This is a genomic window from Enterobacter sp. CPE_E863 (assembly GCF_046521465.1).
GTDB lineage: Bacteria > Pseudomonadota > Gammaproteobacteria > Enterobacterales > Enterobacteriaceae > Enterobacter > Enterobacter adelaidei.
In genome coordinates this window covers 1,704,129-1,723,602 of sequence record NZ_JBKFZX010000001.1, presented here as the reverse complement: position 1 = coordinate 1,723,602, position 19,474 = coordinate 1,704,129, and the positions used below count along the sequence as shown (strand labels likewise).

At 52.4% G+C, this 19,474-nt stretch carries 21 protein-coding genes and 1 other annotated feature; of the genes, 9 read left to right on the top strand and 12 right to left on the bottom strand.

What is annotated here, in order from left to right; genetic code table 11:
* Position 1 precedes the first annotated feature (1 nt).
* The 7 genes from pheT to thrS form a co-directional block, all read right to left on the bottom strand.
* Positions 2-2,389: a phenylalanine--tRNA ligase subunit beta gene (gene pheT / locus ACLHV8_RS08475; RefSeq protein WP_208593878.1), complete on the bottom strand. Its 2,388-nt coding sequence runs from the start codon at positions 2,387-2,389 to the stop codon at positions 2-4.
* Between the two features lie 15 nt (positions 2,390-2,404).
* Positions 2,405-3,388 carry a phenylalanine--tRNA ligase subunit alpha gene (gene pheS / locus ACLHV8_RS08470; protein WP_010426091.1) on the bottom strand — a complete coding sequence of 328 codons (984 nt, stop codon included), beginning with the start codon at positions 3,386-3,388 and terminating at the stop codon, positions 2,405-2,407.
* Between the two features lie 62 nt (positions 3,389-3,450).
* Positions 3,451-3,575: a sequence feature (Phe leader region), on the bottom strand.
* Positions 3,526-3,570: a pheST operon leader peptide PheM gene (gene pheM / locus ACLHV8_RS08465; protein WP_001386830.1), complete on the bottom strand. Its 45-nt coding sequence runs from the start codon at positions 3,568-3,570 to the stop codon at positions 3,526-3,528. (Overlaps the previous feature by 45 nt.)
* Positions 3,576-3,692: 117 nt before the next feature.
* Positions 3,693-4,049 carry a 50S ribosomal protein L20 gene (rplT, locus tag ACLHV8_RS08460; RefSeq protein ID WP_000124850.1) on the bottom strand — a complete coding sequence of 119 codons (357 nt, stop codon included), beginning with the start codon at positions 4,047-4,049 and terminating at the stop codon, positions 3,693-3,695.
* 50 nt (positions 4,050-4,099) lie between these two features.
* Positions 4,100-4,297: a 50S ribosomal protein L35 gene (gene rpmI, locus ACLHV8_RS08455; protein ID WP_001124225.1), complete on the bottom strand. Its 198-nt coding sequence runs from the start codon at positions 4,295-4,297 to the stop codon at positions 4,100-4,102.
* 97 nt (positions 4,298-4,394) lie between these two features.
* Complete coding sequence (gene infC, locus ACLHV8_RS08450; RefSeq protein WP_023616141.1) at positions 4,395-4,937, bottom strand: translation initiation factor IF-3; 543 nt, start codon at positions 4,935-4,937, stop codon at positions 4,395-4,397.
* A 3-nt stretch (positions 4,938-4,940) separates the two neighbouring features.
* Entirely contained in the window at positions 4,941-6,869 is a 1,929-nt protein-coding gene (thrS, locus tag ACLHV8_RS08445) for a threonine--tRNA ligase (RefSeq protein WP_028017224.1), read from the bottom strand.
* A 234-nt stretch (positions 6,870-7,103) separates the two neighbouring features.
* Here thrS and yncL point away from each other — a divergent pair, with 234 nt between their 5' ends.
* Together yncL and yniD are read left to right on the top strand one after the other, a co-directional pair.
* The gene (yncL, locus tag ACLHV8_RS08440; RefSeq protein ID WP_080282767.1) at positions 7,104-7,286 is read left to right on the top strand and encodes a stress response membrane protein YncL; all 183 of its coding nucleotides are present in this window, start codon (positions 7,104-7,106) and stop codon (positions 7,284-7,286) included.
* 98 nt (positions 7,287-7,384) lie between these two features.
* Entirely contained in the window at positions 7,385-7,492 is a 108-nt protein-coding gene (gene yniD / locus ACLHV8_RS08435; RefSeq protein WP_008500658.1) for a small membrane protein YniD, read from the top strand.
* An 80-nt stretch (positions 7,493-7,572) separates the two neighbouring features.
* Here the strand turns inward: yniD and ACLHV8_RS08430 are convergent, their stop codons facing one another.
* Complete coding sequence (locus ACLHV8_RS08430) at positions 7,573-8,331, bottom strand: YdiY family protein (protein ID WP_028017222.1); 759 nt, start codon at positions 8,329-8,331, stop codon at positions 7,573-7,575.
* Between the two features lie 295 nt (positions 8,332-8,626).
* On the opposite strand from ACLHV8_RS08430, the gene pfkB reads away from it, so the two are divergent.
* The 3 genes from pfkB (at position 8,627) to ACLHV8_RS08415 (ending at position 10,919) form a co-directional block, all read left to right on the top strand.
* Complete coding sequence (gene pfkB, locus ACLHV8_RS08425) at positions 8,627-9,559, top strand: 6-phosphofructokinase II (protein ID WP_049007599.1); 933 nt, start codon at positions 8,627-8,629, stop codon at positions 9,557-9,559.
* A 103-nt stretch (positions 9,560-9,662) separates the two neighbouring features.
* Entirely contained in the window at positions 9,663-9,953 is a 291-nt protein-coding gene (gene ghoS, locus ACLHV8_RS08420; RefSeq protein ID WP_028017220.1) for a type V toxin-antitoxin system endoribonuclease antitoxin GhoS, read from the top strand.
* Between the two features lie 105 nt (positions 9,954-10,058).
* A complete protein-coding gene (locus ACLHV8_RS08415; protein ID WP_028017219.1) occupies positions 10,059-10,919 on the top strand; it encodes a fructosamine kinase family protein in 861 nt (286 codons plus the stop codon).
* A gap of 37 nt (positions 10,920-10,956) precedes the next feature.
* Here ACLHV8_RS08415 and ACLHV8_RS08410 read toward each other — a convergent pair whose 3' ends face one another.
* Entirely contained in the window at positions 10,957-11,493 is a 537-nt protein-coding gene (locus ACLHV8_RS08410) for a YniB family protein (protein WP_049007596.1), read from the bottom strand.
* A 148-nt stretch (positions 11,494-11,641) separates the two neighbouring features.
* Here ACLHV8_RS08410 and hxpB point away from each other — a divergent pair, with 148 nt between their 5' ends.
* The 3 genes from hxpB to ACLHV8_RS08395 all read left to right on the top strand — a co-directional run bounded on the left by hxpB (position 11,642) and on the right by ACLHV8_RS08395 (position 14,524).
* Positions 11,642-12,313 carry a hexitol phosphatase HxpB gene (gene hxpB, locus ACLHV8_RS08405; RefSeq protein ID WP_208593877.1) on the top strand — a complete coding sequence of 224 codons (672 nt, stop codon included), beginning with the start codon at positions 11,642-11,644 and terminating at the stop codon, positions 12,311-12,313.
* Positions 12,314-12,414: 101 nt separating this feature from the next.
* Entirely contained in the window at positions 12,415-13,005 is a 591-nt protein-coding gene (locus tag ACLHV8_RS08400) for a metal-dependent hydrolase (RefSeq protein WP_208593876.1), read from the top strand.
* 127 nt (positions 13,006-13,132) lie between these two features.
* The gene (locus ACLHV8_RS08395) at positions 13,133-14,524 is read left to right on the top strand and encodes an L-cystine transporter (protein ID WP_028017216.1); all 1,392 of its coding nucleotides are present in this window, start codon (positions 13,133-13,135) and stop codon (positions 14,522-14,524) included.
* Between the two features lie 48 nt (positions 14,525-14,572).
* On the opposite strand, the gene cedA is transcribed toward ACLHV8_RS08395, so the two are convergent.
* The gene (cedA, locus tag ACLHV8_RS08390; RefSeq protein ID WP_080282770.1) at positions 14,573-14,929 is read right to left on the bottom strand and encodes a cell division activator CedA; all 357 of its coding nucleotides are present in this window, start codon (positions 14,927-14,929) and stop codon (positions 14,573-14,575) included.
* An 86-nt stretch (positions 14,930-15,015) separates the two neighbouring features.
* Between cedA and katE the strand changes: the two genes are divergently transcribed.
* Positions 15,016-17,265, top strand: a complete 2,250-nt coding sequence (gene katE / locus ACLHV8_RS08385) for a catalase HPII (protein WP_410376860.1) — start codon at positions 15,016-15,018, stop codon at positions 17,263-17,265.
* A gap of 39 nt (positions 17,266-17,304) precedes the next feature.
* On the opposite strand, the gene chbG is transcribed toward katE, so the two are convergent.
* Both chbG and ACLHV8_RS08375 read right to left on the bottom strand, forming a co-directional pair.
* Positions 17,305-18,063 (bottom strand): chitin disaccharide deacetylase, encoded by a 759-nt coding sequence (chbG, locus tag ACLHV8_RS08380; protein WP_049007593.1) that lies wholly within the window; start codon positions 18,061-18,063, stop codon positions 17,305-17,307.
* Between the two features lie 11 nt (positions 18,064-18,074).
* Positions 18,075-19,430, bottom strand: coding sequence for a 6-phospho-beta-glucosidase (locus tag ACLHV8_RS08375; RefSeq protein WP_028017213.1), 1,356 nt, complete (start codon positions 19,428-19,430; stop codon positions 18,075-18,077).
* Positions 19,431-19,474 lie beyond the last annotated feature (44 nt).

The window sequence follows — 19,474 nt, the reverse complement described above, 5'->3', positions numbered from 1 at the left end:
TTCAATCCCTCAATGATGCCTGGAATCGCTCTTTTAATGCCTCTACACATTTGGCGACGGTAGCGGCAATCTCCTCTTCTTCGAGTGTACGGCTGGTATCCTGAAGGATAAGGCTGATAGCAAGGCTCTTGAAACCTTCTGCTACGCCCTTGCCGCGGTACACGTCAAATAAGTTTACGCCAACTACCTGATTTACGCCAACTTTCTTACATTCGGCCAAAATATCTGCTGCGGGCACATTTTCCGCGACCACAACCGCGATATCACGGCGATTCGCCGGGAAGCGTGACACGTCCTGCGCCTGAGGAATGACGCGGTCTGCAACCGGGTTCCACTCCAGCTCGAACACGATGGTACGGCCATTCAGATCCAGTTTACGCTCCAGCTCAGGGTGAACAACACCAATGAAACCAACACGTTTGCCGTCTAAATAAATGGCTGCACTTTGCCCCGGATGCAGTGCCGGAATGGCTTCTGCACGGAATTCAATTTCAGATAATTTACCGGTCAGATCGAGAATTGCTTCCAGATCGCCCTTCATATCGTAGAAATCAACCGTCCCTTTCGCCAGATCCCAATGCTCTTCATAGCGGTTACCGCTGATGGCACCAGCCAGCATAAGATCCTGACGGATGCCTAAATTTGCCTGATTATCCGGTACAAAGCGCAAACCGCTTTCGAAAATTCGCACACGGTTTTGCTGGCGATTCTGGTTGTAAACAATCGTACCCAGCAGCCCCGTCCACAGAGACAGACGCATCGCGGACATTTCGCTGGAGATTGGGCTTGGCAGGATCAGCGCTTCCTGGCCCGGATGGATCAACTGTTGCAGCTTCGGATCAACAAAGCTGTAGGTGATCACTTCCTGGTAACCTTTATCATTGAGCATGGTTTTCACACGCTTCAGAGACAGGTCAGCTTCACGGTGGGTGCCCATCACCAGACCCGCCTGTACAGGCTCATCAGGGATGTTGTTGTAGCCGTATACGCGAGCCACTTCTTCCACCAGGTCTTCTTCGATCTCCATGTCGAAACGCCATGATGGCGCAACAGCCTTCCATTCGTCCTGACCTTCGGTGACTTCACAGCCCAGGCGCTTCAGAATGTCGGTGACCTGCGCATCGGCAACGTGGTGCCCAATCAAACGATCCAGCTTGCTGCGACGCAGAGTGATGGTTGCGCGTTTTGGCAGAGTGTCTTCGTTTGTCACATCAATAACCGGGCCAGCTTCGCCGCCGCAGATATCGATCAGCAGGCGGGTCGCGCGTTCCATCGCTTTGTACTGCAGCGCCGGGTCAACGCCGCGCTCGTAGCGGTGGGAGGCATCGGTATGCAGGCCGTGACGGCGTGCGCGACCGGTGATGGAGAGCGGGCTGAAGAAGGCGCATTCCAGCAGGACGTTTTGCGTCTCGTCGTTCACGCCTGAGTGCTCGCCCCCGAAGATACCGCCCATCGCCAGCGCTTTACCATGATCTGCAATCACCAGGGTATCAGCGTTCAGTTTTGCTTCGCTGCCGTCCAGCAGAACCAGGGTTTCACCCTCTTTCGCCATACGTACAACAATTCCGCCTTCGATACGATCTTTATCGAACGCGTGCATTGGCTGGCCAAGCTCCAGCAGAACGTAGTTAGTGACGTCAACAACCGCATCAATGGAGCGAATACCACAGCGACGCAGTTTCTCTTTCATCCACAGAGGGGTTGGCGCTTTAACGTTAATGCCTTTCACAACACGCCCCAGGTAACGCGGGCACGCATCGGCGGCTTCAACCTGAATTGGCAGAGTGTCGGTAATGGTTGCAGCTACTGGCGTGATGTCTGGTACGTTCAGCTCAACCTGGTTCAGCACCGCAACATCGCGCGCTACGCCGATGATACCTAAGCAATCAGCACGGTTTGGCGTGACGCTGATTTCAATGGTGTTGTCATCAAGCTTCAGGTATTCACGGATATCGGTGCCAATTGGCGCATCCAGCGGCAGCTCAATGATGCCATTGTGATCGTCGGAAATACCCAGTTCGGAGAACGAGCACAGCATGCCTTCAGACGGCTCACCGCGCAGTTTCGCGGCTTTAATTTTGAAATCACCCGGCAGTACCGCACCAACAGTTGCCACAGCAACTTTCAGCCCCTGACGGCAGTTTGGCGCACCGCAGACGATATCCAGCAGGCGCTCGCCGCCCACATTCACTTTTGTTACGCGCAGTTTGTCTGCATTAGGATGCTGGCCGCATTCAACTACTTCACCTACGACCACGCCATTAAAGGCACCTGAAACCGGCTCAACGCCGTCAACTTCCAGGCCAGCCATGGTGATCTGGTTAGAAAGCGCTTCGCTGTCCAGCGTGGTGTTCACCCATTCGCGTAACCACAGTTCACTGAATTTCATTGTTCTGTCCTGCCCTTATTTAAACTGTTTGAGGAAACGCAGATCGTTTTCGAAGAATGCACGCAGATCGGTCACGCCGTAACGCAGCATGGTCAGACGCTCCATGCCCATACCGAACGCAAAGCCGGAGTAAACTTCCGGATCGATACCTACGTTGCGCAGTACGTTTGGATGCACCATGCCGCAACCCAGCACTTCCAGCCACTTGCCATTTTTACCCATCACGTCAACTTCCGCAGACGGTTCAGTGAACGGGAAGTAGGACGGACGGAAACGAACCTGCAGATCTTCTTCAAAGAAGTTATTCAGGAAATCATGCAGCGTGCCTTTCAGGTTGGTGAAGCTGATGTTTTTATCAACAATCAGGCCTTCCATCTGGTGGAACATTGGCGTGTGGGTCTGATCGTAATCGTTACGATATACACGGCCCGGCGCGATAATACGGATTGGCGGTTCCTGATCCTTCATGGTACGGATCTGAACGCCGGAAGTTTGGGTGCGCAGCAGACGCGTGGCGTCGAACCAGAAAGTATCGTGGTCAGCACGTGCCGGATGATGGCCAGGAATGTTCAGGGCATCGAAGTTGTGATAATCATCTTCAATTTCCGGGCCAGTCGCCACGGTAAAGCCGAGCTCACCGAAGAAACTTTCAATGCGATCGATGGTGCGGGTAACCGGGTGCAGACCGCCGTTTTCGATGCGGCGACCCGGCAGAGAAACGTCGATAGTCTCTGCAGCCAGGCGCGCATTCAGCACTGCACTTTCCAGCTCAGCTTTGCGTGCATTCAGCGCCTGCTGTACCTGCTCTTTGGCTTCGTTAATTACCGCCCCCGCTGCCGGGCGTTCTTCTGGCGGCAGTTCACGCAGGGTTGTCATTTGAAGGGTCAGGTGCCCTTTCTTACCAAGATATTCGACGCGGACATTGTCTAACGCGGCAACATCTGAGGCCTGATTAATGGCGGCTGTTGCACTGGCAACCAGCTCTGCGAGATGTGACATGATTTTCCTCATTATGTCGGTGCAGACACCGATTTGGTGGAGTTATTCTCTCAAATTCAGGCACAAAAAAAGCCTCCATCGGGAGGCTTATCTGGCGCTGTTTTTCGTTTCATCTTTCACGCGCTAGCCTCCTGAATTCAGGTGCTAAAGTAAAAGAAGAAGCGGAAAATAGCAGCATTCATGCTTGCGTTACCTTGTGTGGTAAATACCGTTAAGACCTTATTGAAAAGGTTGCACCGGTAAAAGTCAATCTTCTGATGGTGTTAAATGAAAAGAGGGAGCTAAGCCCCCTCTCTCAACTGGCTTATGCCAGTGCTGCTTTCGCTTTTTCGACCAGAGCGGTGAACGCTACTTTGTCGAATACTGCGATGTCAGCCAGGATCTTACGGTCGATTTCAACAGAGGCTTTTTTCAGGCCGTTGATGAATTTGCTGTAAGAAATACCGTTCTGACGTGCTGCTGCGTTGATACGCGCAATCCACAGTTGACGGAACTGACGCTTACGCTGACGACGGTCACGGTAAGCGTACTGACCTGCTTTGATAACAGCCTGGAAGGCAACGCGGTATACGCGTGAACGCGCACCATAGTAGCCTTTAGCTTGTTTCAAAATTTTCTTGTGACGTGCACGTGCAATTACACCACGTTTTACGCGAGCCATGTGTGCTCTCCTGTATCTATTCTAAGTTAAAAAAGTTAAACGTTAACGACTTATGCGTACGGCAGGCACGCGATTACCAGGCCCAGATCGCCTTTAGAAACCATGGCTTTTGGACGCAGGTGACGTTTACGCTTGGTAGCTTTCTTAGTCAGAATGTGACGCAGGTTAGCGTGCTTGTGCTTAAAACCACCTTTACCGGTTTTTTTGAAGCGCTTAGCAGCACCGCGTACGGTCTTAATTTTTGGCATCTTAATAACTTCCACTTCGCATTGTTAAATAAACGAAACATAGGCGAACAAAACCTATGAAACCCGAAGGCTCCACAGATTTTGCTGCTTGAAGGCCTTACTGTTTCTTCTTAGGAGCGAGCACCATGATCATCTGGCGGCCTTCGATCTTCGTAGGGAAGGATTCGACTACTGCCAGTTCACTCAGATCGTCACGGACGCGGTTAAGCACTTCCATACCAATCTGTTGGTGGGCCATCTCACGACCGCGGAAACGCAGCGTGATCTTGGCCTTATCGCCATCTTCCAGAAAGCGAATCAGGCTGCGGAGTTTTACCTGATAATCGCCATCGTCGGTACCAGGACGGAATTTGATTTCCTTAACCTGGATAACTTTTTGCTTTTTCTTCTGTTCCTTAGAAGACTTACTCTTTTCATAAAGGAACTTGCCGTAGTCCATGATACGACAAACTGGCGGTTCGGCGTTAGGGCTGATTTCAACTAAATCTACTCCAGCTTCTTCAGCCTTTTCGATTGCTTCTCTCAGACTCACAATCCCCAGCTGCTCGCCTTCCAGACCTGTTAAGCGAACTTCCTGGGCGCGAATCTCGCCATTGATACGATTCGGACGTGCCGTTTGAACTCGTTTTCCGCCTTTAATACCTTATTCCTCCAGTTGTTGAAGACTGCGGCTGCGAATCTCTTGTTGCAGCTTCTCAATCACTTCACTTACGTCCAGGCTGCCCAGGTCTTTACCACGGCGGGTGCGAACGGCAACTTTGCCTGCTTCCACCTCTTTATCACCACAGACCAACATATACGGGACACGACGTAAAGTGTGCTCGCGGATTTTAAAGCCAATCTTCTCATTTCTCAAGTCTGCTTTTACGCGAATGCCCGCATTTTGTAGTTTCTGCGTCAATTCTTTAACGTAATCCGCCTGAGAATCGGTAATGTTCATCACCACGACCTGCACTGGCGCAAGCCAGGTTGGGAAGAAGCCAGCGAACTCTTCAGTCAGGATGCCGATGAAGCGCTCCAGAGAACCGAGAATTGCACGGTGAATCATTACCGGAACCTGACGCTCGTTGTCTTCGCCAACATAAGAGGCGCTTAAACGCTGCGGCAGGGAGAAGTCCAGCTGTACAGTACCGCACTGCCATGCGCGATCGAGGCAGTCATACAGGGTAAATTCAATTTTCGGACCGTAGAATGCGCCCTCGCCCAGTTGGTATTCGAACGGAATCCCGTTCTCTTCCAACGCCACGGCGAGATCCGCTTCTGCACGATCCCAGGTCTCATCGCTGCCGATACGTTTTTCCGGACGCGTTGAGAGTTTGACCACGATCTTCTCGAAGCCAAAGGTGCTGTACATATCGTAGACCATACGAATACAGGCGTTAACTTCGTCACGTACCTGATCTTCCGTACAGAAGATATGCGCATCATCCTGAGTAAAACCACGAACACGCATCAGACCATGCAGCGCACCTGATGGCTCGTTACGGTGGCAGCTACCGAACTCTGCCATACGCAGCGGCAGGTCGCGGTAGGACTTCAGACCCTGGTTGAAGATCTGAACGTGCCCCGGGCAGTTCATTGGCTTGATGCAGTATTCACGGTTCTCGGAAGAGGTAGTGAACATCGCATCTTTGTAGTTGTCCCAGTGGCCGGTTTTTTCCCACAGCACACGGTCCATCATGAACGGGCCTTTTACTTCCTGGTACTGGTACTCTTTCAGCTTGGAACGAACGAAGGTTTCCAGTTCACGGAAAATGGTCCAGCCGTCGTTGTGCCAGAACACCATACCCGGCGCTTCTTCCTGCATGTGGTACAGGTCAAGTTGCTTACCAATTTTACGGTGGTCACGCTTCGCGGCTTCTTCCAGACGCTGCAGATAAGCATTCAGCGCTTTTTTATCGGCCCATGCGGTCCCGTAGATACGCTGCAACATCTTGTTGTTGCTGTCGCCACGCCAGTAGGCGCCTGCGATTTTCATCAGCTTGAAATGATGACAGAAGCGCATATTCGGCACGTGCGGTCCACGGCACATGTCGACGTATTCTTCGTGATGGTACAAGCCAGGCTTGTCATCATGGGAGATGTTTTCATCAAGAATAGAGACTTTATAGCTCTCGCCACGCTTCACGAAGGTTTCACGCGCTTCGTGCCAGCTGACTTTCTTCTTGATGACGTCATAGTTCGTTTCGGCGAGCTCGTGCATACGTTTTTCGAGCGCGTCGATATCTTCCTGAGTCAGGGTGTGGTCAAGGTCAACGTCGTAGTAAAAACCGTTGTCGATTACCGGACCGATCGCCATTTTGGTGTTTGGCCACAGCTGTTTGATGGCATGACCTAACAGGTGTGCGCAGGAGTGGCGAATGATCTCCAGACCTTCTTCGTCTTTCGCTGTAATGATTGCAAGCGTTGCATCATTTTCGATCAGATCGGAAGCATCCACCAGCTCACCGTTAACACGGCCAGCAATGGTCGCTTTCGCAAGACCAGGACCAATGTCCAGGGCAACATCCATTGGGCTAACAGCGTGGTCGTAATGGCGTTGGCTGCCATCAGGAAGAGTAATTACAGGCATTTTATATCCTTATTTGCAGTGATGCCCCACACATAAGAGCATATACAAAGAAAATAATCGTGATTTGACAATAGATTACGACACCATCTGACCAACAATCGTCAAATTGGTTCGTCATCATTCACCCGCAGGAAAATCAGACAACGTCCGATTTACGGCAAGCCTTGCAATGTTAACACTAACAAAAGGGAGATTGCACCCTCTGCTGGCAGATTGGTGTGCTGGCACTTTTGCATGAATTTGCCGGTTGCATATCCCCGGAGCTCGCATTCCAGAGATGATGGGCTACTCTTGAACAGGTCATTAAACCCAAAGGTGCATACCATGAACGTATCTAGTAGAACGGTTGTGATATTGAACATCCTTTCAGCCACAGGTTTATTGTTGATTCTCGCCGAACGATTCCACTGGTTCTGAGCCTCACCTAAGCGGGTATAACCTAATCGCGCCCTGCGATGGGGCATTTTTCTGCCCTGTTTGATAGACTATGCGTATCAAGGAACAAGGATTAGGTTATGCCAACAAAACGATTTGCCGTAAAACACTGGAAAATGGTGCTGGTGCTGATAGCCATCTGCGGCGCTATGCTGTTACTGCGTTGGGCGGCAATGATTTGGGGCTAGAGGCGAATAGTCGTCATCAGAAAGTACGTCAACAGGCCTAAGATGTAAAACGGGCCGACATCTTCATCGGCCCGCCATTATTACATTCTATAACCCAGTGAAACAGTGGTTCTGCGATCGGTATGATCCGGTGCAGTTTCTGGCGGTGAAGAGTTCCAGGTCACGTTGTAAGCCACTTTCAGACCAAAGTGTTCGTTGATAGCCACGTTCAGCGCTGTCTCGGAGTTCAGCGTCGTATCGTCGGCACCAAATACTGAAACACCCTGGGTAAATTTGGTGTTGTCGGTCATCTGCCAGGCATAGGTGCCGGAAGCGTAGCCAAGAGGTTGGGTTTTGGTATCGCCATCGGTGTACTCGTCATAACGAACACCAGGACCGAATTCAAAACGGAAGCTGTGTACCGGGCCATTCAGGAACTGACGACCATAACCCGCAGTGAACACATCACGCTGACGATAACCGTTGTAGCGGTCAGTCAACCAGCTTGCCTGACCAAACAGGTAGTCATAGTCAGTCATGTTGTAGCGGCTACGTCCGCCTACCGCATATTTCTCGGAAGAGCGTTCATCGTTAGCGGAAGTGTTGCTGGCATTTCCCCACAGAGACCATGCGGTGGTGTTACCGTACCAGGTGAGCGTACTGTCCGCTGTCAGAGAGGAGCTTTTCGTGTTACCGGATTGTGCCAGGTACCCGGCGTTCAGGTTACCTTCAAACGGTTTTTTCGCGGTGGTGGGATCGTCCATGACAGTAAAAACGGTATCATCGGCGCTCGCGTTCATTGCCACAAACACGCCACCCGCCAGCATCAGTGCAGCGGGTACTGTCTTCAAAAGCTTCATTTTATTAAGGAGTCCGTACAACAAAAAAAGAGACCACACGGTCCCGGAATCTTTCTTGAGGATCAATGACAAGGCGTCCAGAGAAAGGTAACAAATTATAAAAAGCCGCAAATAACATAGCAATGTTTTCTTATTTCATTTTTTGAATAAGAACGATCTCAAATTGCGTTTTATTTTATATATCCCCAAAATGTTATTTCATCCCTATTCATATTTAAAATCATACTGTTATTTACATTGCCTTCCTGATAAATGGTGCCAGACTAATAAGAACCCATACTAAAAGGAGGTAATGATGGTTTCTATCTACACTCTGACGCTCTCCCCTTCCCTTGATTCCGCCACCCTGACGCCCCAGATTTACCCGGAAGGTAAATTGCGTTGCACGCCCCCTGTCTTTGAGCCAGGCGGCGGTGGTATCAACGTGGCGCGCGCGATTACGCACCTCGGCGGTAAAGCGACAGCAATATTCCCCGCAGGCGGAGCCACCGGTGAACACCTGATCTCTTTGCTGGCAGATGAGCATGTTGCCGTAGAGACAGTCGATGCCAAAGACTGGACACGACAAAACCTGCATGTACACGTGGAGTCAAGCGGAGAGCAATACCGTTTTGTCATGCCTGGCGCAAAGCTCAGTGATGATGAATTTCGTCAACTGGAAGAGAAAGTGCTGGCGATAGAAAGCGGTGCACTGCTGGTAGTGAGCGGCAGCCTGCCACCCGGCGTGAGCACGGAAAAATTAACAGCGCTCATCCGGGCTGCACAACAACGCGGGATCCGCTGCATTGTCGACAGCAGCGGCGATGCCCTGCAGGCTGCATTAGTGCCTGGCAATCTTGAGCTGGTTAAACCCAACCAGAAAGAGTTGAGTGCACTGGTCAACCGCGAACTGACACAACCAGATGATGTTCGCACCGCCGCACAGGAGTTGGTGCGCAGCGGTAAAGCGCGACGCGTTGTGGTCTCCCTTGGTCCTCAGGGGGCGCTGGCAGTCGATGAATCGTCGTCCGTTCAGGTTGTGCCACCCCCAATGAAAAGTCAGAGTACAGTGGGTGCCGGTGACAGCATGGTCGGTGCAATGACGCTGAAACTGGCACAGGGCGCATCACTGCTGGAAATGACACGCTACGGTGTGGCGGCGGGGAGTGCTGCAACCATCAACCAGGGCACGCGTCTCTGTTCACTGGCCGATACGCAAAAAATCGTTGATTACCTGTCACGCAATTAACACCCGTTCCCCTTCTTTATGGAGGGGAAATTCACATCGTAGTCGCCAAACACAGACTATCGACTATGCTAAGAAAACTTTCATGATAACAATGAGGTGAATTATGAGCAGTGGTGACATCACCCGCTACGTTGTAACCGTCAACCTTCATGAAGCATCGCTCACCGAGCTGAATGAGCTCAACAACGCGTTCACCCGGGCTAATTTTCTCCTCACGCTCACGGATGACGAGGGCAATGTTCATGATTTAGGCACGCTGACATTCGGCATAATCAGTCCCCTGAGCCAGGAAGAGGTACATGCGCTGGGCACCAGTCTGGTGGAAAGCGTGACTGACAAGCCTGCCGAAATTGACGTGGAAACCTGGGAAAGCTGGAAGAAAAAAGAACAATAAGTGCCCTGCATGAATTTAAACCGCTCAGGTGTGCGTTAGTTCGTATTTTTTTACCGCAATTATGCGCTAACTTTATGATCTGGCAGACAACATGGGAGAGACAACATGTGGCAGGCTATCAGTCATCTTTTAAGTGAGCAACTGGGTGAAGGTGAAATTGAACTGCGTAACGAACTGCCAGGCGGAGAGATCCACGCCGCGTGGCATTTACGCTACGCTGGACGCGACCTTTTCGTTAAATGTGATGAGCGGGAACTGCTTCCGATCTTTACCGCCGAAGCTGACCAGCTGGAACTGTTGTCGCGCAGTAAAACGGTGACGGTCCCACAAGTTCTGGCCGTGGGGAGTGACCGAGACTACAGCTTTCTGGTGATGGAATATCTCCCAGCCCGTCCGTTAGATGCCCATAATGCTTTCATTCTCGGCCAACAGTTAGCGCGCCTGCATCAATGGAGCGACCAGCCGCAGTTTGGTCTCGATTTCGACAACGATCTCTCCACTACCCCACAACCTAATGCCTGGCAGCGTCGCTGGTCGACGTTTTTTGCTGAGCAACGCATTGGCTGGCAACTTGAGCTGGCCGCAGAAAAAGGGCTGGAATTTGGCAATATAGATGCCATCGTTGAGCACGTTCAGCAGCGTCTGGCATCCCACCAGCCTCAGCCTTCTTTGCTACACGGCGATTTGTGGTCAAATAATTGCGCGCTAGGCCCCAACGGCCCTTATATTTTTGACCCGGCCTGCTACTGGGGTGACAGAGAATGCGATCTGGCCATGTTGCCGCTGCATCCGGAACAGCCACCGCAAATATACGATGGGTACCAGTCGGTTTCCCCCCTGCCGCCCGGTTTCCTCGATCGCCAGCCGGTGTATCAGCTTTATACGCTGATGAACCGAGCCATCCTGTTTGGCGGGGAGCACCTGGTCAACGCGCAGCGGGCCCTTGAACGTATACTTGCCGCGTGAAGGCAGATAAGGGTGGCTATTTCGCCACCCTTATCTGTTACAGAAAACCGAGCAGCGAGAAGAAGAAGTATCCCGCCACAATGATGATCACCGGGAGGATATAGAGCGGGAAAATTTGCAGAAAAATGGTATGACGCGGCACAACAATGCGGGATTCAATCTGCTCCCGACTCATCCCTTCCGGGCCTTTAGCCTGCTCCAGAATTAACTGATCCTCAACCCCTTCGCGTAGAAAGCGCGTCTGACGACTCATTCGTGCGCCAGAGGCCTGCAATGCGAGGGCGATAAAGATCAGTGCGTAAATGACCCAAAAGCCGATATTCAGTTGCTGATGAAAATCCGGGGTGGGTGAGTTGAACCAGAAGACATTCAAGAATGGTGTGTTAAAACGCATCATCTCAATCATGACATGCGCAAAATCAAGCATTACCGCATTAATACCCGGCTGTTTTTCGCTGTGATCGTACATAAATTTCAGTACAGAGATCAGCGTAGAAATGACAGCTGGAATAAAAATCACCCAGCCAGCAATACGTTTTAAGACCGCGATGCGTCCAGCTTGTTGATACGTCATCAGTTCCTCTTCATAAAGACGCGTTATTTGAGCCTAAGTCTACCTGCTGGTCATCAATTTCGCCCGATCTTTAAAGGCAATATGCTAAATTGCAGGTTGTGCTTAGCACTTATCGTCTGTCGAACACCCTGGATAAGGAGACGTTGTGATGTCGACACCGCGCCAAATTCTTGCCGCAATTTTTGACATGGATGGATTACTGATCGATTCCGAACCGTTGTGGGATCGCGCCGAACTGGACGTCATCGCCAGTCTTGGCGTAGATATCAGCCGCCGTAATGAACTTCCAGACACGCTTGGCCTGCGCATTGATATGGTCGTCGATCTGTGGTTTGCCCAACAGCCGTGGGTTGGCCCGGATCGTGATGAAGTGACCGCGCGCATTATCAGCCGCGCCATCTCGCTGGTCGAAGAGAACAAGCCGCTGTTGCCTGGCGTACGCGAAGCCGTCGCGCTGTGTAAAGCTCAGGGACTGAAGGTCGGCTTGGCCTCGGCGTCACCGCTGCATATGCTGGAAAAAGTGCTCATCATGTTTGAACTGCGCGACAGTTTCGACGCGATGGCATCAGCAGAAAAATTGCCTTACAGCAAGCCGCACCCGCAGGTCTATCTGGACTGTGCCGCTAAGCTGGGTATTGATCCGCTCAACTGCGTTGCGCTGGAAGACTCCGTAAACGGTATGGTGGCATCGAAAGCCGCACGGATGCGCTCCATTGTGGTTCCAGCCGAAGAAACCCGCCACGATCCCCGGTTTGCCCTTGCCGATGTGAAGCTTACTTCACTGGTCGGGTTGACGACGCATCACCTGCAGGGCGGTTAATGCCTGCGTTGGGTTTGTGACAAACAGTTACACCGTCACCTCTTCCGCCTACTGTATAAAAACCCTATACTGTATGAATTGACAGTTTTGTGGGTTTTATCATGACGGCGGAAGGCCACCTGCTTTTTTCTATTGCGTGCGCAGTATTTGCCAAAAACGCTGAACTTACCCCCGTGCTGGCGCAGGGGGACTGGTGGCATATTGTCCCTTCCGCCGTATTGACCTGTTTGCTGCCCGACATTGACCATCCCAAATCCTTCCTTGGTCAACGCCTTAAGTGGGTATCAAAACCTATCGCTCGCGCGTTTGGCCACCGGGGATTTACGCATAGTCTGCTGGCCGTATTTGGCCTGCTGACGCTCTTCTACTTAAAAGTGCCCGAAAGCTGGATTGTCCCCGCGGATGCCATCCAGGGGATGGTGCTGGGCTATTTAAGCCATATTCTCGCCGATATGCTAACGCCTGCGGGCGTGCCGCTGCTTTGGCCCTGCCGCTGGCGTTTCCGTTTTCCCATCCTTGCACCGCAGAAAGGTAACCAGCTTGAGCGCGTATTGTGCATGGCGCTGTTTGCCTATGCTGTCTGGATGCCGCAAACATTGCCCGAAAACAGTGCAGTCCGCTGGTCTTCCCAGATGATTAATTCGCTGCAATTTCAGTTCAATCGTTTTATTCATCACCAGATTGAACGGTAAACAGACAAAACTATCTCATTTGTCATAACCCATTCCATTTGGATATAAGCGCTATATCACACTTCTGCTAACCTTCCGCCAACAGGATCGGTAAAAACCGACCCCATAATAAATCAGGAGAACGGGGATGAATTTTCCACTCATCGCGAACGTCATTGTGTTCGTTGTATTGCTATTGCTTCTCGCGCAGGCGCGCCACAAACAGTGGAGTCTGGCGAAAAAAGTACTGGTTGGTCTGGTCATGGGTGTTGTATTTGGTCTGGCATTACAGGCAATTTATGGCTCCGACAATCCAGTTCTGAAAGATTCCATTCAGTGGTTCAACATTGTCGGTAACGGCTATGTTCAGCTGCTGCAGATGATCGTTATGCCACTGGTGTTTGCCTCTATTCTGAGTGCCGTTGCCCGACTGCATAACGCGACCCAACTGGGGAAAATCAGCTTCCTGACCATTGGTACGCTGCTGTTTACCACGCTGATTGCGGCGCTGGTAGGTGTACTGGTCACCAACCTGTTCGGCCTGACTGCCGAAGGGCTGGTTCAGGGCAGTGCTGAAACAGCGCGTCTGACCGCGATTCAAACCAACTACGTGGGTAAAGTGGCGGACCTGACCGTTCCGCAAATGGTGCTCTCCTTCATTCCGAAGAACCCGTTTGCTGACCTGACCGGCGCCAACCCAACCTCCATCATCAGCGTGGTCATTTTCGCCGCGTTCCTGGGTGTGGCGGCACTTAAACTGCTGAAAGACGATGCACCAAAAGGTGAACGCGTGCTGACCGCTATCGATACCCTGCAAAGCTGGGTGATGAAGCTGGTTCGTCTGGTGATGCAGTTAACCCCTTATGGTGTTCTGGCGCTGATGACCAAAGTGGTTGCGGGCTCTAACCTGCAGGACATCATCAAGCTGGGTAGTTTTGTGATTGCCTCTTATCTGGGCCTGGGCATTATGTTTGTGGTGCACGGTATCCTGCTGGGTGTGAACGGCGTTAGCCCGCTGAAATACTTCCGCAAAGTCTGGCCGGTGCTAACCTTCGCCTTCACCAGCCGTTCCAGCGCCGCGTCTATTCCGCTGAACGTTGAAGCACAGACCCGCCGTCTGGGCGTGCCTGAGTCTATCGCCAGCTTCTCTGCCTCTTTTGGTGCCACCATCGGTCAGAACGGTTGTGCAGGTCTTTATCCGGCGATGCTGGCGGTGATGGTTGCTCCAACCGTGGGTATCAACCCGCTTGACCCAGTCTGGATTGCTACACTGGTAGGGATTGTGACCATAAGTTCCGCAGGCGTTGCAGGTGTCGGTGGTGGCGCAACCTTCGCCGCGCTGATCGTGCTGCCTGCTCTGGGTCTGCCGGTGACGCTGGTTGCGCTGCTGATCTCCGTTGAACCGCTGATCGACATGGGGCGTACCGCGCTGAACGTAAGCGGCTCAATGACGGCCGGTACGCTGACCAGCCAGTGGCTGAAGCAGACTGACAAAGCGATTCTGGAAAGTGAAGACGACGTCGAACTGGCGCACCGTTAAACACTGACAATTAAAAAAAACCGCCTGATGGCGGTTTTTTTATGGCTGTTACTCTTCAACCTCTTCATCCTGGCGGATCTGCATCGCCCACCGTTGCGCGGATTCCGGTACTGTAAAAGTCGGGGAACGACGGAAATGTTCACCGATCAGCACAAACGCCACATATTTACCGCGTAACAGCCAGACATCACGAAAACCCTCCACTTTCAGGGCATGATCCGGCGGCGCGGGTTCAACGCGGGGCACATAGCTAATAACCTGGCGGTTTTGTTGGCGAAGAGGTTTCATAAGCGACTGGTTCACTAAAGCAAATTCTTGAAGCAGGAAAATTCTATGATAGCCGATCCTGCTACCTTCCGTCGCGCCCCGAGTGGGTGAGATGGCTTCTTTCGCTAATGACGGCATGTGAAAACTCTTAGTTAGCAAACCATCTTGCGACATTGTCCTATCCTTAAAAGGTTTTTTAGCAATGAATCAAGGAGCATCGTGCAATGTCGAACAAAGATAAAACACATCAATCGCCGATTCATGGCACTGAAGAGTCTCAACCGGGAATGGACTCCCTCGCCCCTGCTGACGGCTCTCACCGCCCCTCTCCCGGCCCTTCTGCCCCAGGCGAACAACCTACCGCACCGGGAAGCGTGAAATCAACGGACATGGGAAATGAAAAACTGAAATCTCTAGCGCCACACCGTAAAGGCGGCGAAGGTTTTGCGCTCACCACCAATCAGGGCGTGCGCATTGCTGACGATCAGAACTCCCTTCGCGCGCGCGCGCGCGGGCCGACCCTGCTGGAAGATTTTATCCTGCGGGAAAAAATCACCCATTTTGACCACGAACGGATACCGGAACGCATCGTCCACGCCCGCGGTTCCGCGGCCCACGGCTACTTTCAGCCCTATAAGAGTCTGAAAGCGATCACCAAAGCGGATTTCCTCTCCGACCCGGATAAAATCACACCGGTGTTTGTGCGTTTCTCCACCGTGCAGGGCGGCGCGGGTTCGGCAGACACCGTCCGGGATATCCGCGGCTTTGCCACCAAATTTTATACCGAAGAGGGAATTTTCGATCTGGTGGGCAACAACACTCCCGTGTTTTTCATTCAGGATGCGCATAAATTTCCTGACTTTGTCCATGCGGTAAAACCAGAGCCTCACTGGGCCATACCGCAGGGACAAAGTGCGCACGACACCTTCTGGGACTATGTCTCCCAGCAGCCTGAAACCTTACACAACGTGATGTGGGCGATGTCAGACAGGGGCATTCCGCGCAGTTATCGTACAATGGAAGGATTTGGCATCCATACCTTCCGTCTGATCAACGCCGAGGGAAAAGCCACGTTTGTCCGCTTCCACTGGAAGCCTGTGGCGGGTAAAGCCTCGCTGGTGTGGGACGAAGCGCAGAAGCTCACCGGACGCGATCCGGACTTCCATCGCCGCGAGCTGTGGGAGTCCATTGAAGCGGGCGAATTCCCGGAATACGAACTGGGCCTGCAGCTCATTCCGGAAGAGGACGAATGCAAGTTCGATTTCGATCTCCTTGACCCGACCAAACTGATCCCGGAGGAGCTGGTGCCGGTTCAGCTGGTGGGTAAAATGGTGCTCAACCGTAACCCGGATAATTTCTTCGCCGAAAACGAACAGGTCGCGTTCCACCCGGGGCATATCGTGCCGGGGCTGGATTTCACCAACGATCCTCTCTTACAGGGACGTTTATTCTCGTATACCGATACGCAGATCAGCCGTCTAGGTGGGCCGAATTTCCACGAGATCCCGATTAACCGTCCAACCTGTCCGTACCACAACTTCCAGCGGGACGGGATGCACCGTCAGGATATTGATACCAACCCGGCGAACTATGAACCGAACTCCATCAACGATAACTGGCCGCGCGAAACCCCACCCGGGCCGAAACGCGGTGGATTCGAATCGTATCAGGAGCGTATTGATGGCAACAAAATTCGCGAGCGCAGCCCGTCATTTGGCGAGTATTACGCCCATCCTCGCCTGTTCTGGAACAGCCAGACGCCGATTGAGCAGCAGCACATTATCGGCGGCTTCAGCTTTGAGCTCAGCAAAGTGGTGCGCACCTATATCCGCGAGGGCGTGGTCGATCAGCTGGCGCATATTGATATTCAGCTTGCTCAGAGCGTAGCCGATAACCTGGGTATTATGCTCACCGATGAGCAACGCAACCTGGCACCGCCAAAAGCGGTTAATGGTGTGAAAAAAGATCCGTCACTGAGTCTGTACGCAGTGCCGGGTGGCTCAATTAAAGGCCGCGTGGTCGCCATTCTGCTGAATGATAAAACCCGCGCCAGTGATGTGCTGGGAATTATGCAGGCGCTGAAAAAGCAAGGCGTGCACGCCAAACTGCTTTATTCCCGCATGGGCGAAGTGACCGCCGATGACGGCTCCGTGCTGCCGGTGGCGGCGACTTTTGCCGGCGCGCCATCGCTAACCGTCGATGCGGTAATTGTGCCGTGCGGGGATATTAACAGTCTGCTGACCAACGGCGACGCCGTCTATTACTTGCTGGAAGCCTATAAACACCTTAAACCGATCGCGCTATCCGGCGATGCGCGACAGTTTAAAGCGCAGTTGAAGGTTGCGGATCAGGGTGAGGATGGCATTGTGGAGGGCGATAACGTCAATGACGCGTTTATGACGAAACTGTTTGATTTGCTCGCTGTTCATCGCGTCTGGTCGCGCAGCAGTAAGATTGACCAGATACCGGCGTAAAAAAATGCCGGGTAAGGCGAAACCGCCCCCCGGCACTTCTTACAGATCCCTGAACGTTCCCAACCGATATCCGCGCTCGGCAATCGCATACTTGAGCGATGCCGACGTCAGCACATCCAGTTCCGCCAGTCGAGGCCAGCAGTAGGCGCTTTTACGCACGGTGTTATCAACAAAAGCGGGGTGCGCCATCACCTCCACCGACCGTTCGCCTCGGGCGGCGGAATCATCCAGCACTTTCAGGAACAGTGCTTCATCGATCCCTTCGCCATAAAACGCGCTGCTGAATCCGTCCGTTGTGGGCACAGAGAAGAATGACAGACCGTGCAGCGCCTGCACGTCACGATCCACGCGCATTGCAACCCCTTTACGTCGCGCAAATTCCGCAACAAGCGGGAAAATCGCCGGGATCATATGGACGTGATGGTGACTGTCAATGTGCGTCGGCTCCTTGCCAAACACATCAACAAAGCGGTTGAACTGACAGTCCAGCTCACGGGTAATCTCTTCGAGCGGCAGAGCATCCTGCTCCGCCAGTTCCCAAATCCACTTACCCAGCTGTCCGTCGCGAGTCAGACCTGGCATCTGCGAAAGCGGCATCCCAAGCGTCAACACAAAGTGCATGCCGACGCCCAGCGCCGGAACGTCGCGGCTCAACTGCGCCGCGTGTTCAACCGCTTCACCATTAACCAGTGCCGTTGTGGAGGTCACGATCCCCCGACGGCAGGCTTCAATAATGCCGTAGTTTTGACCTCTGGAGAGACCAAAATCATCAGCATTGACGATCAGCAGGTTTTCCATTGCGCATCCCCTTAACGGTGTTTGAACTTCAGCTTCTCTATTGTTGCAGCAAAGTTCGGCAACCATTTTTCATGTGCCAGAATCATTTCACTGGCCAGTTGCTCCGCATCGCGATCAGAATGGACCAGCGGGCTGAGGTTCAGCGCCAGCAGCACGTCATTAAGCTCACCGCTTAACGCCGCATGACTGGCAGCCACTTCAAATCCTTTGATGGTGTGAATCAGGCCCATGACTTTGTCATCAAAATGGGTGATGCGTGGATGTGGTTTCGCCCCATCACGCCCCAGAATACAGGTCATCTCGATGGCCCAGTCAGCCGGAATGTTGTCGATATGACCATGATGCGGCACATTAACGTAATGCTCCGCTTGCTTATCGTTGTAAATGGCATTGATAACTTCACATGCTGCATCGGAGTAATATGCCCCGCCGCGCTGCTCCAGCTCTTTCGGTTTGACGTTCAGGTTCGGATCTTTATACAAATCGAACAGCTGCTTCTCAACCTTCTGAACGATCTGCGCACGCGCGCCGCCCTTATAGTACTCGCCCATTTCGATAGCCAGCATCTCTTTCTGCTTAAAGTAGTAAAGCAGGTACGAGCATGGCAGCAGATTCAGCGAGCGGATCAGCCCTTCGCTGAACGGCAGGTCAAAGATGTTTTTCACTGACGCCGCCGTCAGGCGACCGGAGGCCACGCCGTCGAGCAGTTCGGCAAAGCGCGATTTTCCGTTCACAATGACATCTTTGATGAACACCATGTGGTTCAGGCCGAACAGATCGATGGAGAGATCGTCGTTGTCGGTCAGTTCCAGAACGTCGCGGATAAACATCTTCATGCCAATCGGAATATTACAGACGCCGATAAAGCGTTTGAAACCCGTATGGCGGTAGACCGCCTCGGTCACCATCCCGGCCGGGTTAGTAAAGTTAATCACCCATGCGTTCGGGCAAATCTCTTCGACATCTTTGATAATGTCGAAAATGACTGGGATGGTACGCAAACCTTTGAACAGGCCGCCCGCGCCGTTGGTCTCTTGTCCCAGATAACCGTGACTCAGTGGAATGCGTTCGTCCAGTTCACGCGCCTTTAACTGACCCACGCGTAGCTGGGTGGTAACGAAATCCGCATCTTTCAGCGCCAGTCGACGATCCAGGGTTTTATGCACGGTTAAAGGCACACCGGCTTTCTCAACCATGCGCTTGCACAGGTCGAAAATAATATTCAGTTTCTCCTGACCTTCCTCAACGTCAACCAGCCATAACTCGCTAACCGGTAATTCATGATAACGTTTCAGGAAACCTTCAAGTAATTCCGGGGTATAACTGCTGCCGCCACCAATGGTTACGACTTTTAATTTCTTTTGCATAATATCTCCCTTAGCGTATCAGGTTAATCGCCTGCAAGGTATAG

Coding starts and splice junctions, on each gene's coding strand:
- ghoS (WP_028017220.1), top strand. CDS start 9,663: ATGAGCAGTGGTGACATCACCCGCTACGTTGTAACCGTCAACCTTCAT.
- hxpB (WP_208593877.1), top strand. CDS start 11,642: ATGTCGACACCGCGCCAAATTCTTGCCGCAATTTTTGACATGGATGGA.
- pfkB (WP_049007599.1), top strand. CDS start 8,627: ATGGTTTCTATCTACACTCTGACGCTCTCCCCTTCCCTTGATTCCGCC.
- rpmI (WP_001124225.1), bottom strand. CDS start 4,297: ATGCCAAAAATTAAGACCGTACGCGGTGCTGCTAAGCGCTTCAAAAAA.
- pheS (WP_010426091.1), bottom strand. CDS start 3,388: ATGTCACATCTCGCAGAGCTGGTTGCCAGTGCAACAGCCGCCATTAAT.
- thrS (WP_028017224.1), bottom strand. CDS start 6,869: ATGCCTGTAATTACTCTTCCTGATGGCAGCCAACGCCATTACGACCAC.
- katE (WP_410376860.1), top strand. CDS start 15,016: ATGTCGAACAAAGATAAAACACATCAATCGCCGATTCATGGCACTGAA.
- ACLHV8_RS08375 (WP_028017213.1), bottom strand. CDS start 19,430: ATGCAAAAGAAATTAAAAGTCGTAACCATTGGTGGCGGCAGCAGTTAT.
- pheT (WP_208593878.1), bottom strand. CDS start 2,389: ATGAAATTCAGTGAACTGTGGTTACGCGAATGGGTGAACACCACGCTG.
- yncL (WP_080282767.1), top strand. CDS start 7,104: ATGAATTTGCCGGTTGCATATCCCCGGAGCTCGCATTCCAGAGATGAT.
- ACLHV8_RS08400 (WP_208593876.1), top strand. CDS start 12,415: ATGACGGCGGAAGGCCACCTGCTTTTTTCTATTGCGTGCGCAGTATTT.
- ACLHV8_RS08410 (WP_049007596.1), bottom strand. CDS start 11,493: ATGACGTATCAACAAGCTGGACGCATCGCGGTCTTAAAACGTATTGCT.
- chbG (WP_049007593.1), bottom strand. CDS start 18,063: ATGGAAAACCTGCTGATCGTCAATGCTGATGATTTTGGTCTCTCCAGA.
- cedA (WP_080282770.1), bottom strand. CDS start 14,929: ATGCCGTCATTAGCGAAAGAAGCCATCTCACCCACTCGGGGCGCGACG.
- ACLHV8_RS08395 (WP_028017216.1), top strand. CDS start 13,133: ATGAATTTTCCACTCATCGCGAACGTCATTGTGTTCGTTGTATTGCTA.
- ACLHV8_RS08415 (WP_028017219.1), top strand. CDS start 10,059: ATGTGGCAGGCTATCAGTCATCTTTTAAGTGAGCAACTGGGTGAAGGT.
- rplT (WP_000124850.1), bottom strand. CDS start 4,049: ATGGCTCGCGTAAAACGTGGTGTAATTGCACGTGCACGTCACAAGAAA.
- ACLHV8_RS08430 (WP_028017222.1), bottom strand. CDS start 8,331: ATGAAGCTTTTGAAGACAGTACCCGCTGCACTGATGCTGGCGGGTGGC.
- yniD (WP_008500658.1), top strand. CDS start 7,385: ATGCCAACAAAACGATTTGCCGTAAAACACTGGAAAATGGTGCTGGTG.